The sequence below is a fragment of the Parafrankia colletiae genome, assembly GCF_001854655.1.
In the GTDB taxonomy this organism is placed as follows: Bacteria; Actinomycetota; Actinomycetes; order Frankiales; family Frankiaceae; genus Parafrankia; species Parafrankia colletiae.
In genome coordinates this window covers 1-19,062 of record NZ_MBLM01000131.1, presented here as the reverse complement: position 1 = coordinate 19,062, position 19,062 = coordinate 1, and the positions used below count along the sequence as shown (strand labels likewise).

The following is a 19,062-nucleotide window of genomic DNA, read 5'->3' as shown; positions in this document are numbered from 1 at the left end:
GGTGTCGTGCCGGAGACCGGGGCGACGTCCACCGCCCTCTCTCTACCGCCGTCCCGTGTCGTCGCAGCGGCCGGTGATGACCGCGACCACCGTCGACCCGGCCGGGATCTGCTGGTCACCGGCCGTGGCGTAGAGGGCGCGCATCATCTTCGCGCCGTACACCCAGTCCAGTGTCAGGCCGTGCCGGGCCGCGAAGTCGGCGATGAACAGGTCGAGGGTCCGGTCGCGGCGGGCGTAGCCGCCGCTGTGGAAGCCGTCGAGCACCGTCCAGTTCGCCGTCACCGCGGTGAACGTGGCCTGCTGCAGGGCGGCGACCTGCCCGGGCAGGAACCCGCCGCGCAGCACCGCGACCCCCACCGCCCGCCGCCTGTCATCCGGGCTGGCGCCCGGGCCGGTGGTGTGCCCGGCGGCGGGGTCCCCGAGGCCCGCGAGGCCCGCGGCGAGGCCGGCCAGGGTGCCGCCGGTCCCGACCGGTACGCACACCACGTCCGCTGTCGGGACCTGGGTGAGGAGCTCGGCGGCCAGCTGGGCGCAGCCGCGGACCGCCAGCGTGTTGCTGCCGCCTTCGGGTAGCAGGTAGAACCGGCCGAACCGGTCGTGCAGCTCGGCGTGCAGCGCCGGGTCGTCCCGGGCCCGGTAGCGGGTGCGGTCCAGGTAGGTCAGCCGCATGCCGCGTGCCGCCGCGTCGGCGAGGACGGGGTTGAGGGGGCGGTGTTCCTCCCCGCGGATCACCCCGATCGTCGCCAGCCCGTGATGCCAGCCCGCGGCGGCGGTCGCGGCCACATGGTTCGAGTACGCCCCGCCGAACGTGAGCAGCGTGTCATGGCCCTGTTCGACGGCCGCGGTCAGGTTGAGCGCGAGTTTGCGCCACTTGTTCCCTGGGACGTCGGCGTGGATCAGATCGTCCCGTTTGAGGAGCAGTCGTACTCCGCGGGCGGCCAGCCGGTCGTCGTCCACCTCGACCACCGGTGACGGCAGCTGCGGCACCGGCCCCCGCGGGACGTGCCCTGGCCCGGGCGGGTCAGCCACGGGGTCCACCCCGGGTCAGGTCCTGCAGGCCGACGACCCGCAGCAGCTCCAGCCGTTCGTGGGAGGTGCTGCCCGGACGGGCGGTGTAGACGACGAGGCGCTGGTCGTGTTCCGGGCTGAGCAGCACCTCGCAGTCCAGTTCCAGCAGGCCGACGACCGGATGCGTGAAACGTTTGACGGCGGCGTGGCGTACGGCGACGTGGTGGGTGTCCCACAGGCCGGCGAACTCCGCGCTGCGGGCGCGGAGGCGGCGTACCAGCTCGGCGAGCCGGGTGTCGTCCGGGCGGCGGGCGGCGGTGGCGCGCAGATCCGCCACGACGGCGCGGGCGGCCTGGTCGCGGTCCTCGGCGGGGAACAGGTCGCGGGCGGTGGGGTCGGTGAAGTAGCGCCAGGCGATGTTGCGGTCCGCTTCAGGGTGGGTGGACGCGTCGCCGTGCAGGGCCCTGGCCAGCAGGTTCTGCGCGAGGATGTCGCCGGCGTCGCTCATCACCTGGGCGGGGGTGTCCGTCAGCCGGTCGAGGATGAGCAGCAGGCCGGGGCGGATGTGCGCGGTGGTCGACCGGCTGCGGGGGGGTTCCTCACCGGCCAGGTAGAACAGGTGGTCCCGTTCGTCGCCGGTCAGGCGCAGTGCGCGGGCGACGGCGGCGAGCATCTGCCGGGACGGGCGGGAACCGCGGGCCTGCTCCAGCCGGGTGTAGTGGTCGGTGGACATGGCGGCCAGCTGCGCCACCTCCTCGCGGCGCAGTCCCGGGGTGCGTCGGCGTGTGCCGGGTGACAGTCCCACGTCCGCGGGGGTGAGGCGGCCGCGGCAGTGGCGCAGGAAGTCGCCCAGTTCGGTTCTGTCCACGTCTCCACCATGCCCGCCCCGGCGGTGACAGCCAGGGACGGCCCGTCCCCGGACACAGCTGATGTTCGCCACGTCGATCGGTAACCCCGACCCCGACGACGCGGCCCGCATCATCCACCGGGCAGTGGACGAACGCGCCGCGGCCTGACCCGTCGCCCGCCGCGAAGGGCACGATCGTGAGGATGTCGGTGCTGACACCGCGTTGACGGCACCGAGACGTTGACGGCACCGAGACGAGGCGAGGTTCCATGGCCGGYGGCCTTCCGATCACCACCCGTTCCAGCCGGGTCGCGTACACCAATCGGTGGATGACGGTGCGCGAGGACGTGATCGTGCGGCCCGACGGGTCCGAGGGCGTCTTCGGTGTGGTGGAGAAGCCCGATTTCGCCCTGGTGATACCGGTGGATGTCGAGGGCGTCTGGCTGGTGGAGCAGTACCGGTATCCGGTCGGGGGCCGGTACTGGGAGTTCCCGCAGGGCTCCTGGGAGGACGATCCTGACGTCGACCCCGCCGCGCTCGCCCGGGCGGAACTGGTGGAGGAGACCGGGCTTCGGGCCGGTCTCCTCCACCCGCTGGGCCGGCTGTTCACCGCGTACGGCTACGCGAACCAGGGATGTCAGGTGTTCGTGGCCACTGATCTGAGTGCGGGTGCGCCGGCGCCGTCCACCGAGGAGCAGGACCTCGTCGCCCGGCGGTTCAGCCACCGGGCCTGGGCGGGCATGCTCGCCGGTGGTGTCATCCGCGACGCGGCGACGCTGGCCGCGTGGGCCCTGCTGTGCGCGAACCCCCCGCAGGCCTGTGCCTTCCTCGCCGACCGGTCCCCCTGAGGCGCACCCCGTACCCGGCCGCCGTCGCGGCGGCTCGCGGCGGGCCGGTGGGATGTCAGGTGGGCGCGCCGAACCAGCGGCGCAGGTGGCCGGTCAGGTCCTGCTGATCGTCACCGGTCCACGCCACGTGGCCGTCGGGACGCAGCAGGACGGCGGGGGCGTCCAGCTCGTCGCTGAGGTCGACGACATGGTCGACGCGGTCGGACCAGCCGGCCGTCGTCAGCCCGCCGGTCTGGTCGAGCAGCAGTCCGCGGGCCCCGTGCATCAGTGGGTAGAGCCGGCCGTGGTCCTTCAGCGTGAGGTCGCGGATCCGCCGGCCGCACAGGCCCTGCGCCGCGCCGTCCCCGATGCCGTCGTAGTCGTAGCGGACTCCGAACGCGGTGATCTTCTCGATCAGGTACCGGTTCACCTCCTCGATGTCCATCAGCTGCGACAGCAGCCGGCGCACGGACTGCGGGCCCGGTTCGGGGGACAGCAGCAGGCTTTGGGCGCGGGTGTTGTCCAGGACGTCGGCGGCGACTGGGTGGCGTTCGGTGTGGTAGCTGTCGAGCAGCCCGTCGGGTGCCCAGCCGGCGACGTCGGCGGCGAGTTTCCAGCCGAGGTTGAACGCGTCCTGGATGCCGAGGTTGAGGCCCTGCCCGCCCATCGGCGGGTGGATGTGCGCGGCGTCGCCGGCGAGCAGGACCCGGCCGGCGCGGTAGTGCTCGGCCTGGCGGGTGGCGTCCCCGAACCGGGTGAGCCAGTGGGGGGTGTGCGCGCCGAAGTCGGTGCCGGCCAGGGTCCGCAGCCGGGCCCGGAACTCCTCCAGTGTCGGCGGCGCCGCACGGCCCCCGTCGGCGACGCCCTCGGTGCGGGCGACGAAGCGGTACACGCCGGCGGTGTGCGGTGCGGGACCGAACCGCAGCCCGGCGGTGGCGACGGCGGGGTCGGCGGCCGCGGCGGCGAGCGTGTCCGCGGTGGCGGTCACCTGCACCTCGCCGAGGAGCCATTCGACGCCGGCGGGTTCGCCGGGGAAGGCGACACCGGCGGCGGTGCGGACGGTGCTGCGTCCACCGTCGGCGCCGACGAGGTACCGGGCGTGTAGCCGGGTGCCGTCCGCGAGCTGGGCGTGTACCTGCTGGTCGTCCTGGTCGAGGCCGACCAGGGTGTGGCCGCGGTGGATCTCGGTGCCGAGTTCGGTGGCCCGGGCGGCGAGCAGCTGTTCGGTGCGATGCTGCGGAATGCCGAGGATGTACGGGTGTGCGGTGTCGAGGTGCCCGGTGAAATGTTTCGTGATGCCGGCGAAGAAACCACCGAGCGGGTGTTTCACTCCGAGTGCGAGGAAACGGTCGAGCAGGCCGCGTTGGTCCATGATCTCGATGCTGCGGACATGCAGGCCCAGCGCCCGGGCGTGCCCGTTCGGCTCCGTCTCCCTTTCCAGGATGACGGTGTGCACGCCGTGCAGCCGCAGTTCGCTGGCCAGCATCAGCCCGGTCGGCCCGCCACCGACAATGATCACATCAGGCATGGATCCCCTTCGCTGTGTGCGCGCGGATTCTCGGTGGGCGCGGGTTTCGGCGCCCGGCCTGCGATTCTGCGGTGCGCCGGGGGTCTTGCGGCAAGACCCCCGGCGTGCTATATGTTGAAAGTGGCGGAAAGGGGTTTTCTGTCTGCCGTCGCTCCGCCTTCCGCCGCCGTCAGTCGTTGCGGGGTTTCCTGAACTCCTCGATCAGCACGGGGTACTGCTCCCCGCCGTGTCCGGCGGCGATCGAGCGGTCGGCCATCGTTTTGATCAGCGTGGGTAGCGCGGTGTTGACGCCCACCGCCTCGCTCTCCTCGATCAGGTGTGTCATGGCCCGCGCGTCGGTCTCCAGCGCCGACACGGTGGCGGGGAAGACGCCGCTGTCGATCTGCTCGGCGTATCCCGGCAGCCAGGTGGCCACCACGGTGGCGATCTGCTGCGCGAACGGCGCATACGTCGCGGCGTCGACGCCGGCGGTGCGGAGCATGGCCGTGCCCTGAAGCCAGGCGTTCAGAACGCTCCACATCATGGCCAGGCCGGCCACGTCGTACAGGGACGCAAGCCCCGGGTCGGCGCCGAGGTAGGCGACGGTGCCGAGCGCATCGAGTGCTGACCGGTGGGCCTCGGACTCCGCCTGCGGGCCGCTGAGCAGAATCACCGCCTCGGCGGTCCCGATCGCCGGCGGAATGGCCATGATCGCGCCGTCCAGGTAGTGGGCGCCGTGCCGCTCGACCCAGCGGGCGGTGTCCCGGGCCTGGGCCGAGCTCCCCGACGTCAGGTTGACCACCGTCGCGGCGTCCAGGTCGACGTCGTGCGCGCCGAGCAGCGTGTGCACGACCTGGTAGTCGGTGACGCAGAGGACCACGACGGAACCTGCCGTGAGCGCGTCGCCGACCGTCGGCGCGAGCCGCGCCCCGTCGGCGACCAGCTGGTCGGCCCTGGACGTCGTACGGTTCCACACGGTTGTGGGATGGCCTGCTTTCAGGAACGCGCCGGCGAGCGCCCGGCCCATCAGCCCGAGTCCGATGACGGTGACGGTGACGGATGCAGGAGTATCGGTGGTGTCGTTCATGGCAGCATCGTCAACGTTGAGACCGGTGTGAAGGTCAAGGGAGATGTTCGATGCGGATCGGGGAACTGAGTCGCCGGACGGGCGTCAACGCCCATCAGCTGCGCTACTACGAGGCCCGGGGCCTGCTGAAGGCGGACCGCCGCGCGAACGGTTACCGCGAGTACGACGAGCACGCCGTGCTGCGGGTGACGCAGATCCGGCACCTGCYTGGCGCCGGCCTGTTCTCCGAGGACATCGCGTACCTGCTGCCCTGCGCGGTCGGCGAGGCCCCGGAACTGCCCGGATGTCCCGAACTGCTGGCCGCGATGCGCGCCCGGCTGGCGCACCTGAACGACCAGCTGGACCGCCTCGCCCAGTCCCGCGATGCTCTTGTCACCTACATTGATGCGGCCGAGCGCACAGGCAGCGACAGCTATCCGCCCTTTGACGGCGCCGACCTGGATCCCGTCCCCGTCTGAGGGATGCTGCCGGCGGCGATGACCACCGGGTCACGGCGCTGCCAGGCGACCGTGGGACGCGGACACGACCAGGTCGAACGGCCCGGCGGGCAGCGGGTCCCGGAGCCGTCCCACCTGTGGTCTGCAGCGCCGGCAGGCCCGCCGTGGCGGGGAGCATCGCGGGGCTCTCGTCGAGGGCCACCGCCTCGGTGTGGGTCCGAGGGTCCTGATGTTCGGCGGGATGGCGATATGGACGAGACCCTGCCGGCAGGTGGAACACCGATCGGGCGGGGTGCCCCATACGGCAGTTTGTCGGGGTAGTGCGGCCGACCCGGTCGTAGCCCCCGCCCCGTCTTGCACCCACGGMGCGACGTGAGACTCTTGATTTAGCGCCGAATGCGCAGCAAGCTTCAACGTCCAGCGTCGTCAACGCAGTAAAAAGGAAACACGCATGAACGACTCTCCTGTTGGCGTTGGACCCCCTCTCGCCGGCCCGCCCTATATGGAGCTTTTTTACGCGGAGATCGAGGGTATCGGTCGACACATTCGAGACACCCAGATCACTGGAATCTGTGAGGCGATGAAGGTCGCCTACGAGTGCCAGGCCTCCGGCGGCCGGATCTTCTCGCACGTCCTGGTGGGACACTTTGCCATGTTCGCGGCGAGCCCCGGCATTCCCGGGCAGCCCTCGGTGCTGCCACAGCGTGCCGACCGGAACATCTCGGCGGACTACAGCCAGATGAAGCCGGGCGACTTCCTGCTCACGAACGGTGCATCGCTCATCAATCCCGACAAAGGGACTGTTCCCGATGTCGGTCCGGACRAAGCGCGTGCCCGAGGCGCGTACACCGTCGGCATCACCTGCAGTTATGTCCGCTTCTACAAGACCCCTGTCGGGGCTCTCCTGCCGGTCAAGATGAGCACCTCACTCGAGCAGGTCTGCGACCGTGTGCTCGACAGTGGCTGCACGTGGAGTTGCGGCGTGATCTCGACTCCAGCAATTCCCGAGTTCAAGATCATATCTTCTAGCGGTCTCTCGCAGTTCCTGGTCTACTGGGCCTGCACCGCCGCCTTGTGCAAGCAGATCAGCACCGAGGGATCCGATGACGGTGCTGGCGCGGCCCGTGAATACCTCGACAATGCCCTGAGGAGCTTCGAAAGGATCCGCGAGCACGAATTCGAGGTGATCGATCGCGTGGCGGGTGCCTGGGCCGACCGCATCCTGCTCTTCGCGGAGGCCACAGATCACCCGCGCCTTCTCGTGTATGGGCATCCACAGGCCGGAACGCCCTACGAAGGCACTCGGAACATGTTTGTGAATGAGGCCTACGAGACGGCTGCCGGCAGCATGATCATGCAGCCCTACGACCTGTACAGGACGCAGCTCAAGGCCAACGACATCGTGCTCATTGGCGCGATCAGCCCCGACAACAGCGACGAGATTCAGGTCGCTCAGTACGCTAAGCAGATCGGCGCGATGGTCGTCGCCTTTGGCCCCTTCGATGGGAACGGAGGTGTCGGCTCACTCCGCGACCACGTGGATGTCGCCATCAACACACACAGCCACGACGGTGCGGGCGTCCTCGACATCCCGGGCTTCGACGAGCCGGTCTGTCCGATCAGCGGGCTTTCCGGGAATCTGGTCCTCTGGCTGCTGACCGCTCAATGGACCTATCACATGGTCCAACGCAACCAGACGCCCAACTACTGGCAGAACTACTGGGAGGTCGGGGCGATCGAATACGACAGCCAGGCCCAGGCGAGTTTTCTCCAGCGCGGCTATTGAAGTCCCCACGGCACCGCTTCCCGACCACACGCGGCCCTTTCTCGACCATGGAGTCCTGAACATGTCCACCCCGTCTGCGGGCATCGGTTCACGTCCCGTCGTTCTCAGCGACCGACAAGGCTTCGACCGGCGCTGGTTCGCCTCGAAGCTCGAGGCAGTTTATGTCCCCAAGAACGATGCCGAGGCGGTCACACACGTCGGCGAGGCCATCTCCCGCTACGGGCGCGACGTCAAGGTCGTGTCCGGGCGCCACTGCTACGAGAACTTCATCTACAACGACGCGACCAAGGCCCTCATCGACATGTCCTCGATGAACCGTGCCGGCTGGGACGAACGACGGGCCGCTTTTTTCGTCGAGGCAGGTTGTGAGAACTGGTCCGTTTACCGAGTCCTGCTGAACGGTTTCAACAGGACGCTTCCCGGGGGAAGCTGTTACTCGGTCGGTGCCGGGGGGCACATCGCCGGCGGTGGATACGGACTCCTGTCGCGATTGCACGGTCTGGTCGTCGACCACCTCAGCGCGGTCGACATCGTGACCTGGAACGCGTCGTCGAACAGCGCTGAGCTGCACCACGTGTCGGCGACGAGCACCTCGAATGACGAACGAGATCTCTTCTGGGCCCTGCGGGGGGCCGGATGCGGCAATTTCGGTGTCATCCTGCGCTACTACTTTGATGAGCTGCCCGAGGCCCCGGAACTCGCTTCGATCTACACCCTCTCCTGGAACTGGTCATCGATCGACACAGCTTCCTTCGCGGACCTGCTTGCCTGCTACGCAGAGTTCGTGAGTGACATGCCCGAGACCGAGTTCAGCCTGCTGAAGCTCACGCATGTGTCGTCCGGGCAGCTCGGCATGATCGTCCAGGCCGTGTCCCCCGAAGGGACCACCCACCTCGACCACCGGACCGAGGTCGAGCGACGGTACACAGAAGCGCGAACGCGCTTCGGGGCGATCGTTGACCATACGCCGTTGCGAAACCCGCTCGGCGGCCACCCAGGTTGGACGACGGCCCTCACCGGCAACGAGAGCGTGCAACACGTCACCTACCTCGAAGCGCTGCAGACGCTGAACGGTTCGGGGCCCAACCAGTTCGGCAAGTACAAGTCCGCGTACATGAACAAGGCCTTCCCGCCGCATCAGGCTGCTGCGATCTACCGCTGGCTCAACACGACCCCACAAGGTGTCTCCGAGCCGGATATGAGCCAGAGTCTTCTGCAGGTCGACAGTTACGGGGGAGCCATCAACCGGGTTGCTTCCGGCGCGACCGCAGTTCCCCAACGCGACGCGATCATGAAGCTGCAGTACCAGACCTACTGGCTCAACGCCTCGCGTCCTGGCGAAGGAAGCCAGCCCCCCTACCGCGCCCAGGCCGACGCCCATCTGGGATGGATCAACGAGTTCTACCGAGAGGTCTACGCCGAGTACGGCGGGACTCCCGACCCGGCGAAGGATCCGAGCGGAACGGTTGCAGGCGCATACTACAACTACCCGGACAGCGTTCTCGGCACACACGACAGGGGCAACGTCGATGACGCGCTGTGGCTCTACTTCCTCCATAACTTCCGCAACAACCAACGGAACCTCGTTGCCGTGAAGCGCCGCTGGGATCCGGCGAACATCTTCCATCATGCGCAGTCGATTCCAGTGGAGTGACTGGATGCCGTACAGCTCGCCGGGGTGGCTCCGGGCCCTCTCGCCTCCTGGATTCACCCGGCGCGCTGTGCGACGCGCAGGACACTCAGGTACCGGCGTGCGACCCGATCACCCATCCGCGTCCGGATCCGCTCCGCGACGGCGTCGAGCAGAGGCTCACGGACGTGACGATCGAGCCTGCGGTAGGGCGACGTCGAGCGCAGAAGATCGGCGAAGCCGCCGCCGTCGAACCACTGAACGGTCGGATACCCGCGCACGACCGGCCACCCGAACAGACCGGGAGGAGCGTCGACCGCGCCCCAGCCCTGGTCCCCAAGGCGTACCTCGGCCTCGAACGGCGGGTGACCCCAGGYGGCGTTCCCGGGGGAGAACCGTTCATGCAGATCCGTGGTCTCGGCGTACACCTCCGGCTCACCCGGACGGCGCACGACCACGTTGTCGACCAGCGCCAGCCACCCCCCGGGACGGAGCAGGTCGTGGGCCCGGTGCCAGCCCGTCGACGGGTCCACCCAGTGCCACGCCGACGCGGCCACGACACTGTCGAAGCGTCGTCCGCGGTCGTCCCACTCCTCGAACGTCGACGTCTCGACGTCGACGTTACCGAAGGCGGCGAGGCGTTGACGGGCAAGCACCGCCATCTCCGGGCCTGCCTCGACCGCGGTCACCGGACATCCGAACGCTGCCAGCGGCCGCGTCGCCTGCCCGGTACCGCAGCCGACTTCCAGCACCGGCGACCGTGCGTTCAGGCCGGTGACGGCGGCGAGGTCCGCGAACAGCGCGTCGGGGTAGGTCGGCCGGACCCGGTCGTAGATGTCCGGCACCTCGTCGAACACCCGGCCGAGGTCACGCCGGTGCAGCCCTGCCATCGTGCCATCCTGCCGCGACGGGCCCGGTTCCTTCGTTTCTCAGCGTGGTGGGGGTTGGGTCGCGTCGGTGCGGGCGGCGTCGAGGAAGGCGGTGTAGGAGATGACGCTGGGAATGGGAACGCCGAGCGCTCCGGCGGTGGTGGTGAGCGTCTGTTCCTGCCCGAGGAGACGTCCGTCGGCCGGGTCGAGGAGCAGGGCATAGCGGGTCGGCAGCCCGGACATGGCGCTGTCGACCGCGACCGCGAGAGCGGGCCGGCCGGCCCGGTCGACGGTGCTGCCCTGCAGGTACAGGTCCGCGGTGGCGGCGAGGATGTCGAGGAGGGCGGCACGTACCGAAGCGGGCGGAACCTGTTCGAGGTAGAGATCGGTGACCGCGACAAGGGTCTCCGCGGGGCCGTTCTCCATCGGATGACCGGCGGTGAGAAGGTCCGCCAGCGCGGATGTGGCCGCGGGCAGGTCCGCCGGGTACATGGAACCCAGCCCGCCGGCCGGAAAGGTCTCGTCAGCGGGGTCTGCCAGCGGACGCCCCTCCTCCTCCCAGACCAGCCGCCTGTCCTCGGTAGGGAACCACGGCTCGCCCGGGACGGTCCGGAGGCGCCCGGAGCCGTCGGGGGCACGCCAGACCTCACGGATCTCGGGAAGCACCACCGAACGGACCTGGATCCCCTCGATGCGGGTGGACAGGTCCCAGCTCCGCGTCCGCACGTACCGATAGCGAGCGCTGCTCCGCGCGGGGGCCTCGGTCGCACGGATGCGGCCGGCGAGGGTCAGCAGCACCTCCCGGGCGCTGCCCGCCACGGCCTGGTAGGCCAGCGGGGGTGGCGTAGCCGCCTGGGCCACGGACGGGGCGGCGCGGCGCGGCAGGCCGACCTGCGTCACCATGATCGCTACCAGGGTGGCGGTGATCCCCACCGCCACCAGCCACCGCGCGCGGGGCCGGCGGGGATGTCGGACGTCCCCGTTCGGGTTCGGGTCCTCTGCGGTGGCAAGGATGCGCGTAAGAAGAGCTGTGCGATCCGTCCTTGTGGTCTTCGTGGCCGTCGTGGCGTCGATGTCGCCGGCCGGGTCGTGACCGTCAAGGATGCGGCGGACCTTCCGAACATCGCCGATCATGATGCCTCCCCGGCCGTGGAGAGCGGATGATGCGGATGGTCCGGACCAACCGGCGCCGCGGCAGGTGCCGTCAGCTGGTCCTGGAGACGTCGCCGGGCACGGTGCAGGCGGACCGAGGCCGTGCCTGCGCGTATGCCCAGGACCTGGGCGGCTTCGTGGACGCTCAGACCATCCCAGCCGATGAGCGTGAGCAGCTCCCGGTCGGAGGAGGACAGCCGTCCCAGCGCGGCGCGCACGGAATCCCGTTCGACGAGCGCCTCGGCCGGGTTACCCGCGGTCARCTCCGCCTGCTCCCACACGGCGAGCTGCAGCCGCCGCAGCCGTGTCTCGCCGCGGCRCCGGTTCGCCACCACCCTTCGCGCGACACCCAGCAGCCACGGCAACGGCGGATCAGGCACGTCGGAGAGCCGCCGCCACGCGGTCATGAACGTCTCCGCGACAACATCATGAGCTGCGTCCCCGGATACCTCCCGCAGGGCGTACCGCAGTACCGGGGTGTAGTGGGCCTCGTACAGGACGGTGAAGGCCGCCCGTGGATCCTCGGTGCGCACCACGTCTCCCCTCGGGTCCCTACCGAGAGGATGTCCGGCATCCCCCGTTCCTTACAGCTCCGCCACCGGTGAAGGATCCCGTCATGGGCCGTCCTCCATGAGTGGCTTCCCCAGGGCCGTTCAGGGTCTGCGGTCGTGGAAGGTGCGGCGCAGGTCGCTCACCCAGGCGTCGGGGTTCTCCCAGGGGATGAAGTGGCCGCCGTGGTCGTGGGCGTTGACGTTGACGTGGTGGAACCAGGCGGCCTGTGGGCCGGTCGTGAACGCCTGGACGCGCTCGTGGGCGGTGTGGATGCCGGGTGGGTTCTCGTAGGTGACGAAGGTGAGGCCGACCGGGGCCTGCACGACGGGGGTGCGGTCGTGGGCGGGGGTCCACGGGTAGCGGTTGGCGTTGGCGTAGTACCGCATCGCCGTGGCGATGGAGTTGTTCACCCAGTAGATCGTGGCGTGGGTGAGCAGGTCGTCCCTGGTGAAGACGGACTCGACGGCGCCGCCGTTGTCGCTCCAGGCGTTCCAGCGTTCCAGCAGCCAGGCGAGCAGGCCGGCGGGTGAGTCGGCGAGCCCGTGGGCCAGGGTCGCGCCGTCGAGCATGTGCACGGCGAGGTGGGACGCCGAGCGGCGGTCCAGTTCGACGATGCGGGCGCGGACGTCGGCGGGCTGGTCGTCGGTGAGAGGCCGGTTGCGGRCGAAGTCCCAGGCGCGGGGACCGGTGAAGAAGTCGAGTGGCAGCCCGGAGCCGATGTGGATGCCGTACAGTTCACCGGCGTACTTGTGGCCGAGCTGGCTGGTGACGATCCCGCCGATGTCGCAGCCGCCGGCGGCGTACTTCTCGTAGCCGAGGGTCTCGGTCATCAGGGTGTGCCAGAGGTCGGCGACCTTCCAGAAGTTGACGTCGGGAAAGCCGGTGAGCGGACCGGGGAAACCGAAGCCGGGCAGGGACGGCACGAGGACGTCGAACGCGTCGGCGGGGTCACCGCCGAACGCGGCGGGGTCGGCGAGCGGGTCGATCACCTTCGACCAGTGCCAGAACGTCCACGGCCAGCCGTGGGTGAGGATCAGCGGAATCGGGCGGGGGCCGCGGCCGGGCCTGCGCAGGAAGTGCACCGGGACACCTGTGACGCTCACCTGGTAGTGCTCGTAGGCGTTGATCGCGGCCTCGGCCTTGCGCCAGTCGTAGCCGTCCCGCCAGTAGGCGACGAGCTCCCGCAGATAGCTGTCCGGGACGCCGTAGGACCAGTCCTCGTTCCCCTCGTCCAGCGGCGGACGGGTCAGGGTGAGACGGGCACGCAGGTCCTCGAGGACGTCGTCGGACACATGGATCGGGGCGGGCTCCAGAGGGAAGGCACGCAGGGGGGTCACGGCGTGATTCTCCCTCGATGGGCAGCGGATACACGAGGAGGCGGTCGACCCCGAGCTCGGCATACCGGCGCGCCGCAGCCGGGCGGCGAGAGTCGTGCCGGTGCCTGTCTCCGCCGGGGATCTGCCCTGGATGGACACCGTCCTGGCGGCACGGGTGTGTCCCCGCCCGCTCACCCAGGCCCGCGTCGTCGCGGATCCGGACGACCGCGGCCGTGGTTTTCTGCTCATCGCCGTCGCGGCGAGCGTGTCCGGGCCGCATGCGGTGGCCGGCGCCGGTGGGACGCTGACGTACCCGCGCCGCAGTGGCCCCACCACCGTCAACCTGTCGGAGGAGGAGGTGGCGCAGGCCTACCGGCGACGTTTCGGCAGCGCGGCTGGACCATCCCGGCGCGATGCCGGCGGGGCGTCGGCGATGCTGTGCGCGTGGAGTACGTGTCCAGAGTGCCGCGACCGCCGCTGGACGGGCTGATCGACGACCTCTACTACCTGGAGGGTGCGCCGCCGTACGCCCGGCTGACGCTGCCGCCGATGCCGTCGGCGTTGCTCATCGTCAACCTCGGGGCGCCGTTCCGCATCCGCGCCGGCACCGACATCGAGACGGCCGAGTACGCCGACGGCTGCGTGGTCACCGTGCCCACCCGCGCGTTTGAGTTCGGCTACCCACTCCGGACCCGGTCCGTCGGCGTGCACGTCAAGCCGTGGGGGCTGGCGCCGTTCCTGCCGATGCCCGCGGCCGAGCTGTGCGACCGGCCGGTGACGGTAGAGCAGGTTTGGGGTCGGCCCGCCGTTGCCGAGCTGCGAGACCGGCTGGCCACGGCGGACGGACCGCACGAGATGCTGACGCTGCTCGAGGAGGAGCTGATGCGACGGCTGCGCGAGACCGCCGGCCTGGGGCTGGTCCGCCATACGAGCAGCGTCATCGCGGCGACCAGCGGGGCGGTGGCGATCGGCGACCTGAGGGTGGCAGCCGGTGTCAGCAGCACTCATCTGGCACAGCGGTTCAAGGAGCTCATCGGCGTCACGCCGAAGCGGCTGGCCCGCACCCACCGCTTCGCCGCCACCGTGTTCGCGATCAACCCCGCCGGACCGGTCGACTGGGGCGACCTCGCCGGTGGCGCAGGCTACTTCGACCAGGCCCACTTCGGCCACGAGTTCCGGGCGTTCACCGGGCTCACGCCGACCCGGTACGTCGAAGTCCGGCGGCGGTTCCTGCGCGAACATCCCGGCCACGCGATGGACGGCTGGCCGCTGCCGGCCGATTGATTTCTTACAAGAGCGACAGTTCACGACACGCTAATTTGGGGGCCCCAAAGCAGAGGAGAGCCCCGTGGGCAAGGTGGTCATGTACAGCTCGGTGTCGGTGGACGGCTTCGTCGCGGACGAGGATGACCAGCCCGGACCGCTGTTCGACTGGTTGTCCAGCGGTGACGTCCCGTTGGACGAGAGCGGCGAGGTGAAGGTGTCGCAGACGTCCTACGACTACACCCGGCCGTACTGGGACCAGATCGGGGCGACACTCGTCGGCCGCCACGTCTTCGACATGACGGACGGCTGGGACGGGAAGCCTCCGGGCGGGATCGACCACGTGGTCGTCGTGACGCACCGGCCGGAGCCCGAGGGCTGGGACCCCGAGGCGCCGTTTCACTTCGTCGACGGCGTCGAGGCAGCCGTGGCCAAGGCGCAGGAGCTTGCGGGTGACCGCATGGTCGAGGTCGCCGCTGGCGACGTCGGTGGCCAGGTGCTTGCCGCAGGTCTGGTCGACGAGGTGCGCATGGACGTCGTACCCGTGGTGTTCGGGTCCGGGAAGCGCTACTTCGGGTCGGTCCACGCGCAGCACCTGTTGGAGGGTCCTGACGTGGTGATTCAGGGCAACCGGGTGCTTCACCTGCGCTATCGGGTGCGCCGTTGACCGATCTGAGCGGGTACGCGAAGAAGTCCACTGCGAACGGTGACACAAGGTCGGGCCTCCGGCTGCGTCTGCGCATCGCTGTCCCTGGTCGGGCAGCCGACGCCGATCCGCCCCAGYACCTCACCTGCGGCAAGTTCAACTCAAGATCACTGGTTGCCGGTTTCCGTCGTATCTTGGTCGACCCCCCGCAAGCGGCTGACGAGCACCGTCCGTCCCCGCGTGTCTCGCCGCGATTCCCGGCGGTCAGAACAAGGTGTTGCGTACCCGCAGCGGCCGGTACCCGGTCAGGCCGAGCTGGGCGAGCTCGCCTTCGATGTCGACGTCGATGGCGCCGAAGAAGTTGCGGAGGCTCCGTGGCCGGATGACGTCAGCTGGTCGGGCGGGGGACCGAACGCATCGGCATCGGCATCGGCGGCGGACGGCCGACGCGACACGCACCGTCACCGTGCACCTTCGCTGGTCACTCAGAGTGATAATTTGTCGCCGCGTGCCCTGCGGCTCTCCCTGCTCGACACCGCCACAGGGCCGCTTGGGCTCACGTATGGGAGTACTTCATTGCGCAGATCATCACTCTTCCTGCTGAGCGCGGCCGCCGCGGTTGCAGCCCTCGTCGGTATGGCGCTCCCAGCGAACGCCGCGACAGCGGACACCGCGGTGACCCTGACCCTCACCGGAGAAGCCGTGAACATCACGGCTCCGACGTCCGCCACCCTCGTCGGCACGATCGGCACGACCCCCGTCTCCGGCCAGCTCGGGCAGGTCACAGTCATCGACAACCGAGGCACGGCGGCACCGAGCTGGGTGGCGAACGTCTCCACCACCAATTTCAACGCCCCGGCGGGATCCGGCCTGCCCCCGATCCCCGTCGCCAACATCCACTACAACCCCGGGACGGTCACCCGCGTGAACAACACGGGGACCGCGACCGCCGTCGACTTCACCCTGGAGCTCACCCCCGTCCAGACAGTGACGGCGACCGGCGGCCCGGGCACCAACTCGGCCTCGTGGAACCCCACGTTGACGGTCGACATCCCGGCCGCCGCCGTCGCTGGTAACTACACCGCCACGGTCACCCACTCGACGGTGCCGTGATCGAGGTCGCGGGATGACCAGAGGCACCATCGCCGGTGTCCTCGCGGTGGTGGTCGGGATACTCATCCCGACCACCACCGTTTCCGTTGCCTCAGCCGCGATCAGTACGGAGGGGACCTTCGGGATCCGGCTGGGCGAGGTCACCGCGGCCCTTGGGCAAGATCCCCGGGCCAAGCAGTACATCGTCGACCATCTCAACCCGGGCACCACGATGCACCGCCGGGTGCAGGTCCTGAACAACACCGGCAGTCCGATGCGGATCGAGCTTTATCCGGGGGCCGCGAACCTGGGTGACAGCGCGTTCCACTTCGCCGAGGGACGGACACCGAACGAACTGACCACCTGGACCAGTCTGGATACGCCGGTGGTCGACGTCGCGGCGCATTCCCGCCAGACCGCGACCGTCGTCATCGACGTACCGCGGGACGCCTCACCGGGGGAACACTACGGCGTGCTCTGGGCCCAGGCCGCCAGCCCCGACCCCGAAGGCAGCGGAATTCGGACGGTCAACCGGGTCGGGATCCGCATGTACCTCGACATCGGCCCCGGTGGTCCCGCGGCCGCCGACTTCACGATCGCCGCACTCACCGCGAAACGCCTCCTCGACGGGCGGCTGACGATCAGCACGGAGATCCGCAACACCGGCGGCCGGGCGTTGGACATGTCCGGTGAACTCACATTGACCAATGGGCCCGGCGGCCTACGGGCCGGCCCGTTCCCGGCGAACCTCGGGACGACAGCGGCCCCGGGGGAGGTCAGCCCGGTCTCGTTCGCCCTTGACGGGCAGATACCCGCCGGGCCGTGGACCGCCACGGTGAAGCTGCACAGCGGGCTGGTGGAACGGACCGCCACGGCCGTCATCCGCTTTCCCGACCGCCGCGGTGCCTCCGACCGGGTCAAGGTGGACGGCCCCTCCACCCGCCGGATCGCGGTGACATCCGCGGCCGCCACCGGCGGCGCACTGCTCGGCCTCGGCCTCCTGCTCTCCCTCGCCCGCCGATGGCGTCGCCGCCGCGCGGCCGGTTCCTGACACGCCGACCCCCACCGGCGCGTCAGCCGGTGTCGGAGGGTGGGCCCTGATGGGACGTGCCGCACCGCGGCGCAGCGGTGTATCCGTCGCACATTCCCCCACCACGCTACGTGATGTGATGGGGCAGTTCTTGTAACGTTACGTAACATGCGGATCGGTTGGGTGATCGTGGGGGTGCGGCCGGTGGGGGTGCGGCGCCGGATGCGGCTGGTATGGGCGGCGGCGCTGCTGGCTGCCACCACGGCCGGCGGGACCGTCGTTGCCCCGGACCGGGCGGTCGCGGCGTCGCCGTGCACGGCGTTGCTGTGCGTCCTGGACGCCACCGCGCAGGACGCGCTGTATGTGCACCCGGGCACAGTGCAGGTCAGCGGCGCCATCCTGGTGAACTCGACCAACAGCAGAGCGGCGAGGGTTGTCGGCTCAGGGGCGGTCAGCGCAAGCGGCACGATCAGCGGCCCGGCGGCGCCGGCCGGGTTCGCCACCGTGGGCAACGGCTCCTACAGCCCGACCCCGACGACGCAGCCGGCGGCCCTCGACCCGTTCGCGGCGGTGCCGACCTGCCCGGCCTCGACGGCCTGCCCGGYCACCCCGGTGCCGCCGTTCACGAACGTGACCCTCACCAGGGGCGGTCAGACGATCAACCCGGGGGTGTACGGCAGCATCACGGTCAGCGGCGGCGCGCGTCTGACGCTCAACCCCGGCACCTATGTGATCACTACGCGGGTGTCCGTCACCGGCTCCGGCACCGTGCTGACCGGCAGCGGGGTGACGCTCTACCTCGCATGCGCGACCTACCCGGTCGGCTGCGCCGTGGCGATCGCGGGTGCCTCCTACACCGCCCAGACCGGCGCCAAGGTCACCGTGACCGCGCCGGCATCCGGCGCCTTCGCAGGACTGTCGATCATCAGCGACCGGAACAACACCGCCTCCATCACGACCACCGGGACCGGCGCCTCCACGACCGCGGACGGGGTCTACGCGGCAGCCGGGACCCTGGCCACCGCATCGGCGACGGTGAACGTGACCAGGGCAGTAGTGGGCAAGGTCAACGCGGGCGGCGGCGGCCTGATGGCCGTCACTCCCGCGACCGGGATGCTGGCATTAAGCGCACCGGCCACCGCCAGCCYGGGCAGCGCCCCGGTCGGCGACACCATCACCGCCACCCTCGGCGCGGTGACCGTCTCCGACCTACGCGACCTCGTAGGCGGATCCTGGACAGCGACCGTGACCGCGACCACCTTCGTCAGCGGCACCGGCGGCCCGGCCCGCACCATCGACACCAGCCGTCTGTCGTTCTGGTCGGGACCAGCGGTCGCCACCAGCGGCACCGCCACCTTCACCCCCGGCCAGCCCACCGCCGGCGACGCCGTGCCCCTGACCAGCCCACGGACCGCCTTCACCGTCACCGGCCAGACCGGGGCCACCGCCGCCACCTGGAACCCCACCCTCGTCATCGCCACCCCGACGACGCTGACGTCCGGCACCTACACCGGCACGATCACCTACTCCGTCGCCTGAGTCAGCGGGTGCGGCGGCGAGGAGCGTCCAGCCGTGGCCGTGCGGGTTGATCCGCGCGGTGGCGGTCTTGAACAGGTATTCGGCGCGGGGGTAGGACAGTCGGCCGCGGCCAGTGGCCGGGTCGATGTCAGCGGCTGCGGGTGCGCGGCGCCCGGCGGTGGGGGCGCGCCGGTCGGCGAGGAACACCGGGCCGGTGGTGCGCCCGGCCAGCAGGCGAGGCAGCAGGCGGGCGGGCCGGTGGCCCAGTGCAGTACTCGATGGCGCCACCACCCTTGGAGACAAGGTGGGCGCGGCGGAACTCGGGGTCCAGGTCCTCCGCGAACTCCGCGCCGCCGGCCGGACCCGCCACGAACTCGCCGCCGAGCCACAGGCCATCTATCTAGCCTCGGGCTTTCACCGGGGTGATCGTCTGTTGGGGTGCCGGAAAGAGGAAAGTGCTCCTGAGCTGGGAGGATCGGGCTTGCTGAGGGCCTG

Annotated in this window: 19 protein-coding genes; 10 read left to right on the top strand and 9 right to left on the bottom strand. The window is 70.0% G+C overall.

Annotated features, from left to right (window positions below; translation table 11 throughout):
- Window positions 1-42: 42 nt before the first annotated feature.
- Complete coding sequence (locus CC117_RS21505; RefSeq protein WP_241830303.1) at window positions 43-1,029, bottom strand: 1-aminocyclopropane-1-carboxylate deaminase/D-cysteine desulfhydrase; 987 nt, start codon at window positions 1,027-1,029, stop codon at window positions 43-45.
- Complete coding sequence (locus tag CC117_RS21500; protein ID WP_071086963.1) at window positions 1,022-1,876, bottom strand: helix-turn-helix transcriptional regulator; 855 nt, start codon at window positions 1,874-1,876, stop codon at window positions 1,022-1,024. Before CC117_RS21500 ends, CC117_RS21505 begins: the two co-directional genes overlap by 8 nt.
- 248 nt (window positions 1,877-2,124) lie before the next feature.
- On the opposite strand from CC117_RS21500, the gene CC117_RS21495 reads away from it, so the two are divergent.
- On the top strand, window positions 2,125-2,703 hold the full coding sequence (locus CC117_RS21495) for an NUDIX domain-containing protein (RefSeq protein WP_071086961.1): 579 nt from the start codon (window positions 2,125-2,127) through the stop codon (window positions 2,701-2,703).
- Window positions 2,704-2,758: 55 nt separating this feature from the next.
- On the opposite strand, the gene CC117_RS21490 is transcribed toward CC117_RS21495, so the two are convergent.
- Window positions 2,759-4,210 (bottom strand): FAD-dependent monooxygenase, encoded by a 1,452-nt coding sequence (locus tag CC117_RS21490; protein WP_071086959.1) that lies wholly within the window; start codon window positions 4,208-4,210, stop codon window positions 2,759-2,761.
- 169 nt (window positions 4,211-4,379) lie between these two features.
- On the bottom strand, window positions 4,380-5,276 hold the full coding sequence (locus tag CC117_RS21485; protein ID WP_071086957.1) for an NAD(P)-dependent oxidoreductase: 897 nt from the start codon (window positions 5,274-5,276) through the stop codon (window positions 4,380-4,382).
- Window positions 5,277-5,326: 50 nt separating this feature from the next.
- On the opposite strand from CC117_RS21485, the gene CC117_RS21480 reads away from it, so the two are divergent.
- From CC117_RS21480 to CC117_RS21470, 3 genes are all read left to right on the top strand, one after another.
- Window positions 5,327-5,734, top strand: a complete 408-nt coding sequence (locus CC117_RS21480) for a MerR family transcriptional regulator (protein WP_071086955.1) — start codon at window positions 5,327-5,329, stop codon at window positions 5,732-5,734.
- A 430-nt stretch (window positions 5,735-6,164) separates the two neighbouring features.
- A complete protein-coding gene (locus CC117_RS21475) occupies window positions 6,165-7,499 on the top strand; it encodes a phosphoheptose isomerase family protein (RefSeq protein WP_131803113.1) in 1,335 nt (444 codons plus the stop codon).
- Window positions 7,500-7,560: 61 nt separating this feature from the next.
- A complete protein-coding gene (locus tag CC117_RS21470) occupies window positions 7,561-9,153 on the top strand; it encodes an FAD-binding protein (protein ID WP_071086952.1) in 1,593 nt (530 codons plus the stop codon).
- Window positions 9,154-9,206: 53 nt separating this feature from the next.
- On the opposite strand, the gene CC117_RS21465 is transcribed toward CC117_RS21470, so the two are convergent.
- From CC117_RS21465 to CC117_RS21450, 4 genes are all read right to left on the bottom strand, one after another.
- Window positions 9,207-10,019 (bottom strand): class I SAM-dependent methyltransferase, encoded by an 813-nt coding sequence (locus tag CC117_RS21465; protein ID WP_071086950.1) that lies wholly within the window; start codon window positions 10,017-10,019, stop codon window positions 9,207-9,209.
- A gap of 39 nt (window positions 10,020-10,058) precedes the next feature.
- A complete protein-coding gene (locus CC117_RS21460; protein WP_071086949.1) occupies window positions 10,059-11,132 on the bottom strand; it encodes a CU044_5270 family protein in 1,074 nt (357 codons plus the stop codon).
- On the bottom strand, window positions 11,129-11,683 hold the full coding sequence (locus tag CC117_RS21455) for an RNA polymerase sigma factor (RefSeq protein ID WP_157905435.1): 555 nt from the start codon (window positions 11,681-11,683) through the stop codon (window positions 11,129-11,131). Before CC117_RS21455 ends, CC117_RS21460 begins: the two co-directional genes overlap by 4 nt.
- 120 nt (window positions 11,684-11,803) lie before the next feature.
- Window positions 11,804-13,039 (bottom strand): epoxide hydrolase family protein, encoded by a 1,236-nt coding sequence (locus CC117_RS21450; RefSeq protein ID WP_071086946.1) that lies wholly within the window; start codon window positions 13,037-13,039, stop codon window positions 11,804-11,806.
- A 130-nt stretch (window positions 13,040-13,169) separates the two neighbouring features.
- On the opposite strand from CC117_RS21450, the gene CC117_RS21445 reads away from it, so the two are divergent.
- From CC117_RS21445 to CC117_RS21435, 3 genes are all read left to right on the top strand, one after another.
- The gene (locus tag CC117_RS21445; protein ID WP_071086945.1) at window positions 13,170-13,508 is read left to right on the top strand and encodes a hypothetical protein; all 339 of its coding nucleotides are present in this window, start codon (window positions 13,170-13,172) and stop codon (window positions 13,506-13,508) included.
- Window positions 13,481-14,302, top strand: a complete 822-nt coding sequence (locus tag CC117_RS21440; RefSeq protein WP_071086944.1) for a helix-turn-helix domain-containing protein — start codon at window positions 13,481-13,483, stop codon at window positions 14,300-14,302. The genes CC117_RS21445 and CC117_RS21440 overlap by 28 nt, the downstream gene beginning before the upstream one ends.
- A 64-nt stretch (window positions 14,303-14,366) precedes the next feature.
- Complete coding sequence (locus tag CC117_RS21435) at window positions 14,367-14,948, top strand: dihydrofolate reductase family protein (protein ID WP_071086943.1); 582 nt, start codon at window positions 14,367-14,369, stop codon at window positions 14,946-14,948.
- A 243-nt stretch (window positions 14,949-15,191) separates the two neighbouring features.
- On the opposite strand, the gene CC117_RS21430 is transcribed toward CC117_RS21435, so the two are convergent.
- Complete coding sequence (locus tag CC117_RS21430) at window positions 15,192-15,392, bottom strand: hypothetical protein (protein ID WP_071086942.1); 201 nt, start codon at window positions 15,390-15,392, stop codon at window positions 15,192-15,194.
- 111 nt (window positions 15,393-15,503) lie between these two features.
- On the opposite strand from CC117_RS21430, the gene CC117_RS21425 reads away from it, so the two are divergent.
- From CC117_RS21425 to CC117_RS35120, 3 genes are all read left to right on the top strand, one after another.
- Window positions 15,504-16,040, top strand: a complete 537-nt coding sequence (locus CC117_RS21425) for a hypothetical protein (protein WP_241830302.1) — start codon at window positions 15,504-15,506, stop codon at window positions 16,038-16,040.
- Between the two features lie 13 nt (window positions 16,041-16,053).
- Window positions 16,054-17,070, top strand: coding sequence for a hypothetical protein (locus CC117_RS21420; RefSeq protein ID WP_071086938.1), 1,017 nt, complete (start codon window positions 16,054-16,056; stop codon window positions 17,068-17,070).
- Between the two features lie 147 nt (window positions 17,071-17,217).
- Window positions 17,218-18,588, top strand: coding sequence for an autotransporter outer membrane beta-barrel domain-containing protein (locus tag CC117_RS35120; protein WP_084132526.1), 1,371 nt, complete (start codon window positions 17,218-17,220; stop codon window positions 18,586-18,588).
- The last annotated feature ends 474 nt before the right edge of the window (window positions 18,589-19,062 follow it).

Bases quoted from the DNA above. Each gene is read 5' to 3' on its own strand.
- CC117_RS21490 (WP_071086959.1), bottom strand. From the start codon at position 4,210: ATGCCTGATGTGATCATTGTCGGTGGCGGGCCGACCGGGCTGATGCTG.
- CC117_RS21485 (WP_071086957.1), bottom strand. From the start codon at position 5,276: ATGAACGACACCACCGATACTCCTGCATCCGTCACCGTCACCGTCATC.
- CC117_RS21470 (WP_071086952.1), top strand. From the start codon at position 7,561: ATGTCCACCCCGTCTGCGGGCATCGGTTCACGTCCCGTCGTTCTCAGC.
- CC117_RS21460 (WP_071086949.1), bottom strand. From the start codon at position 11,132: ATGATCGGCGATGTTCGGAAGGTCCGCCGCATCCTTGACGGTCACGAC.
- CC117_RS21445 (WP_071086945.1), top strand. From the start codon at position 13,170: ATGGACACCGTCCTGGCGGCACGGGTGTGTCCCCGCCCGCTCACCCAG.
- CC117_RS21420 (WP_071086938.1), top strand. From the start codon at position 16,054: ATGACCAGAGGCACCATCGCCGGTGTCCTCGCGGTGGTGGTCGGGATA.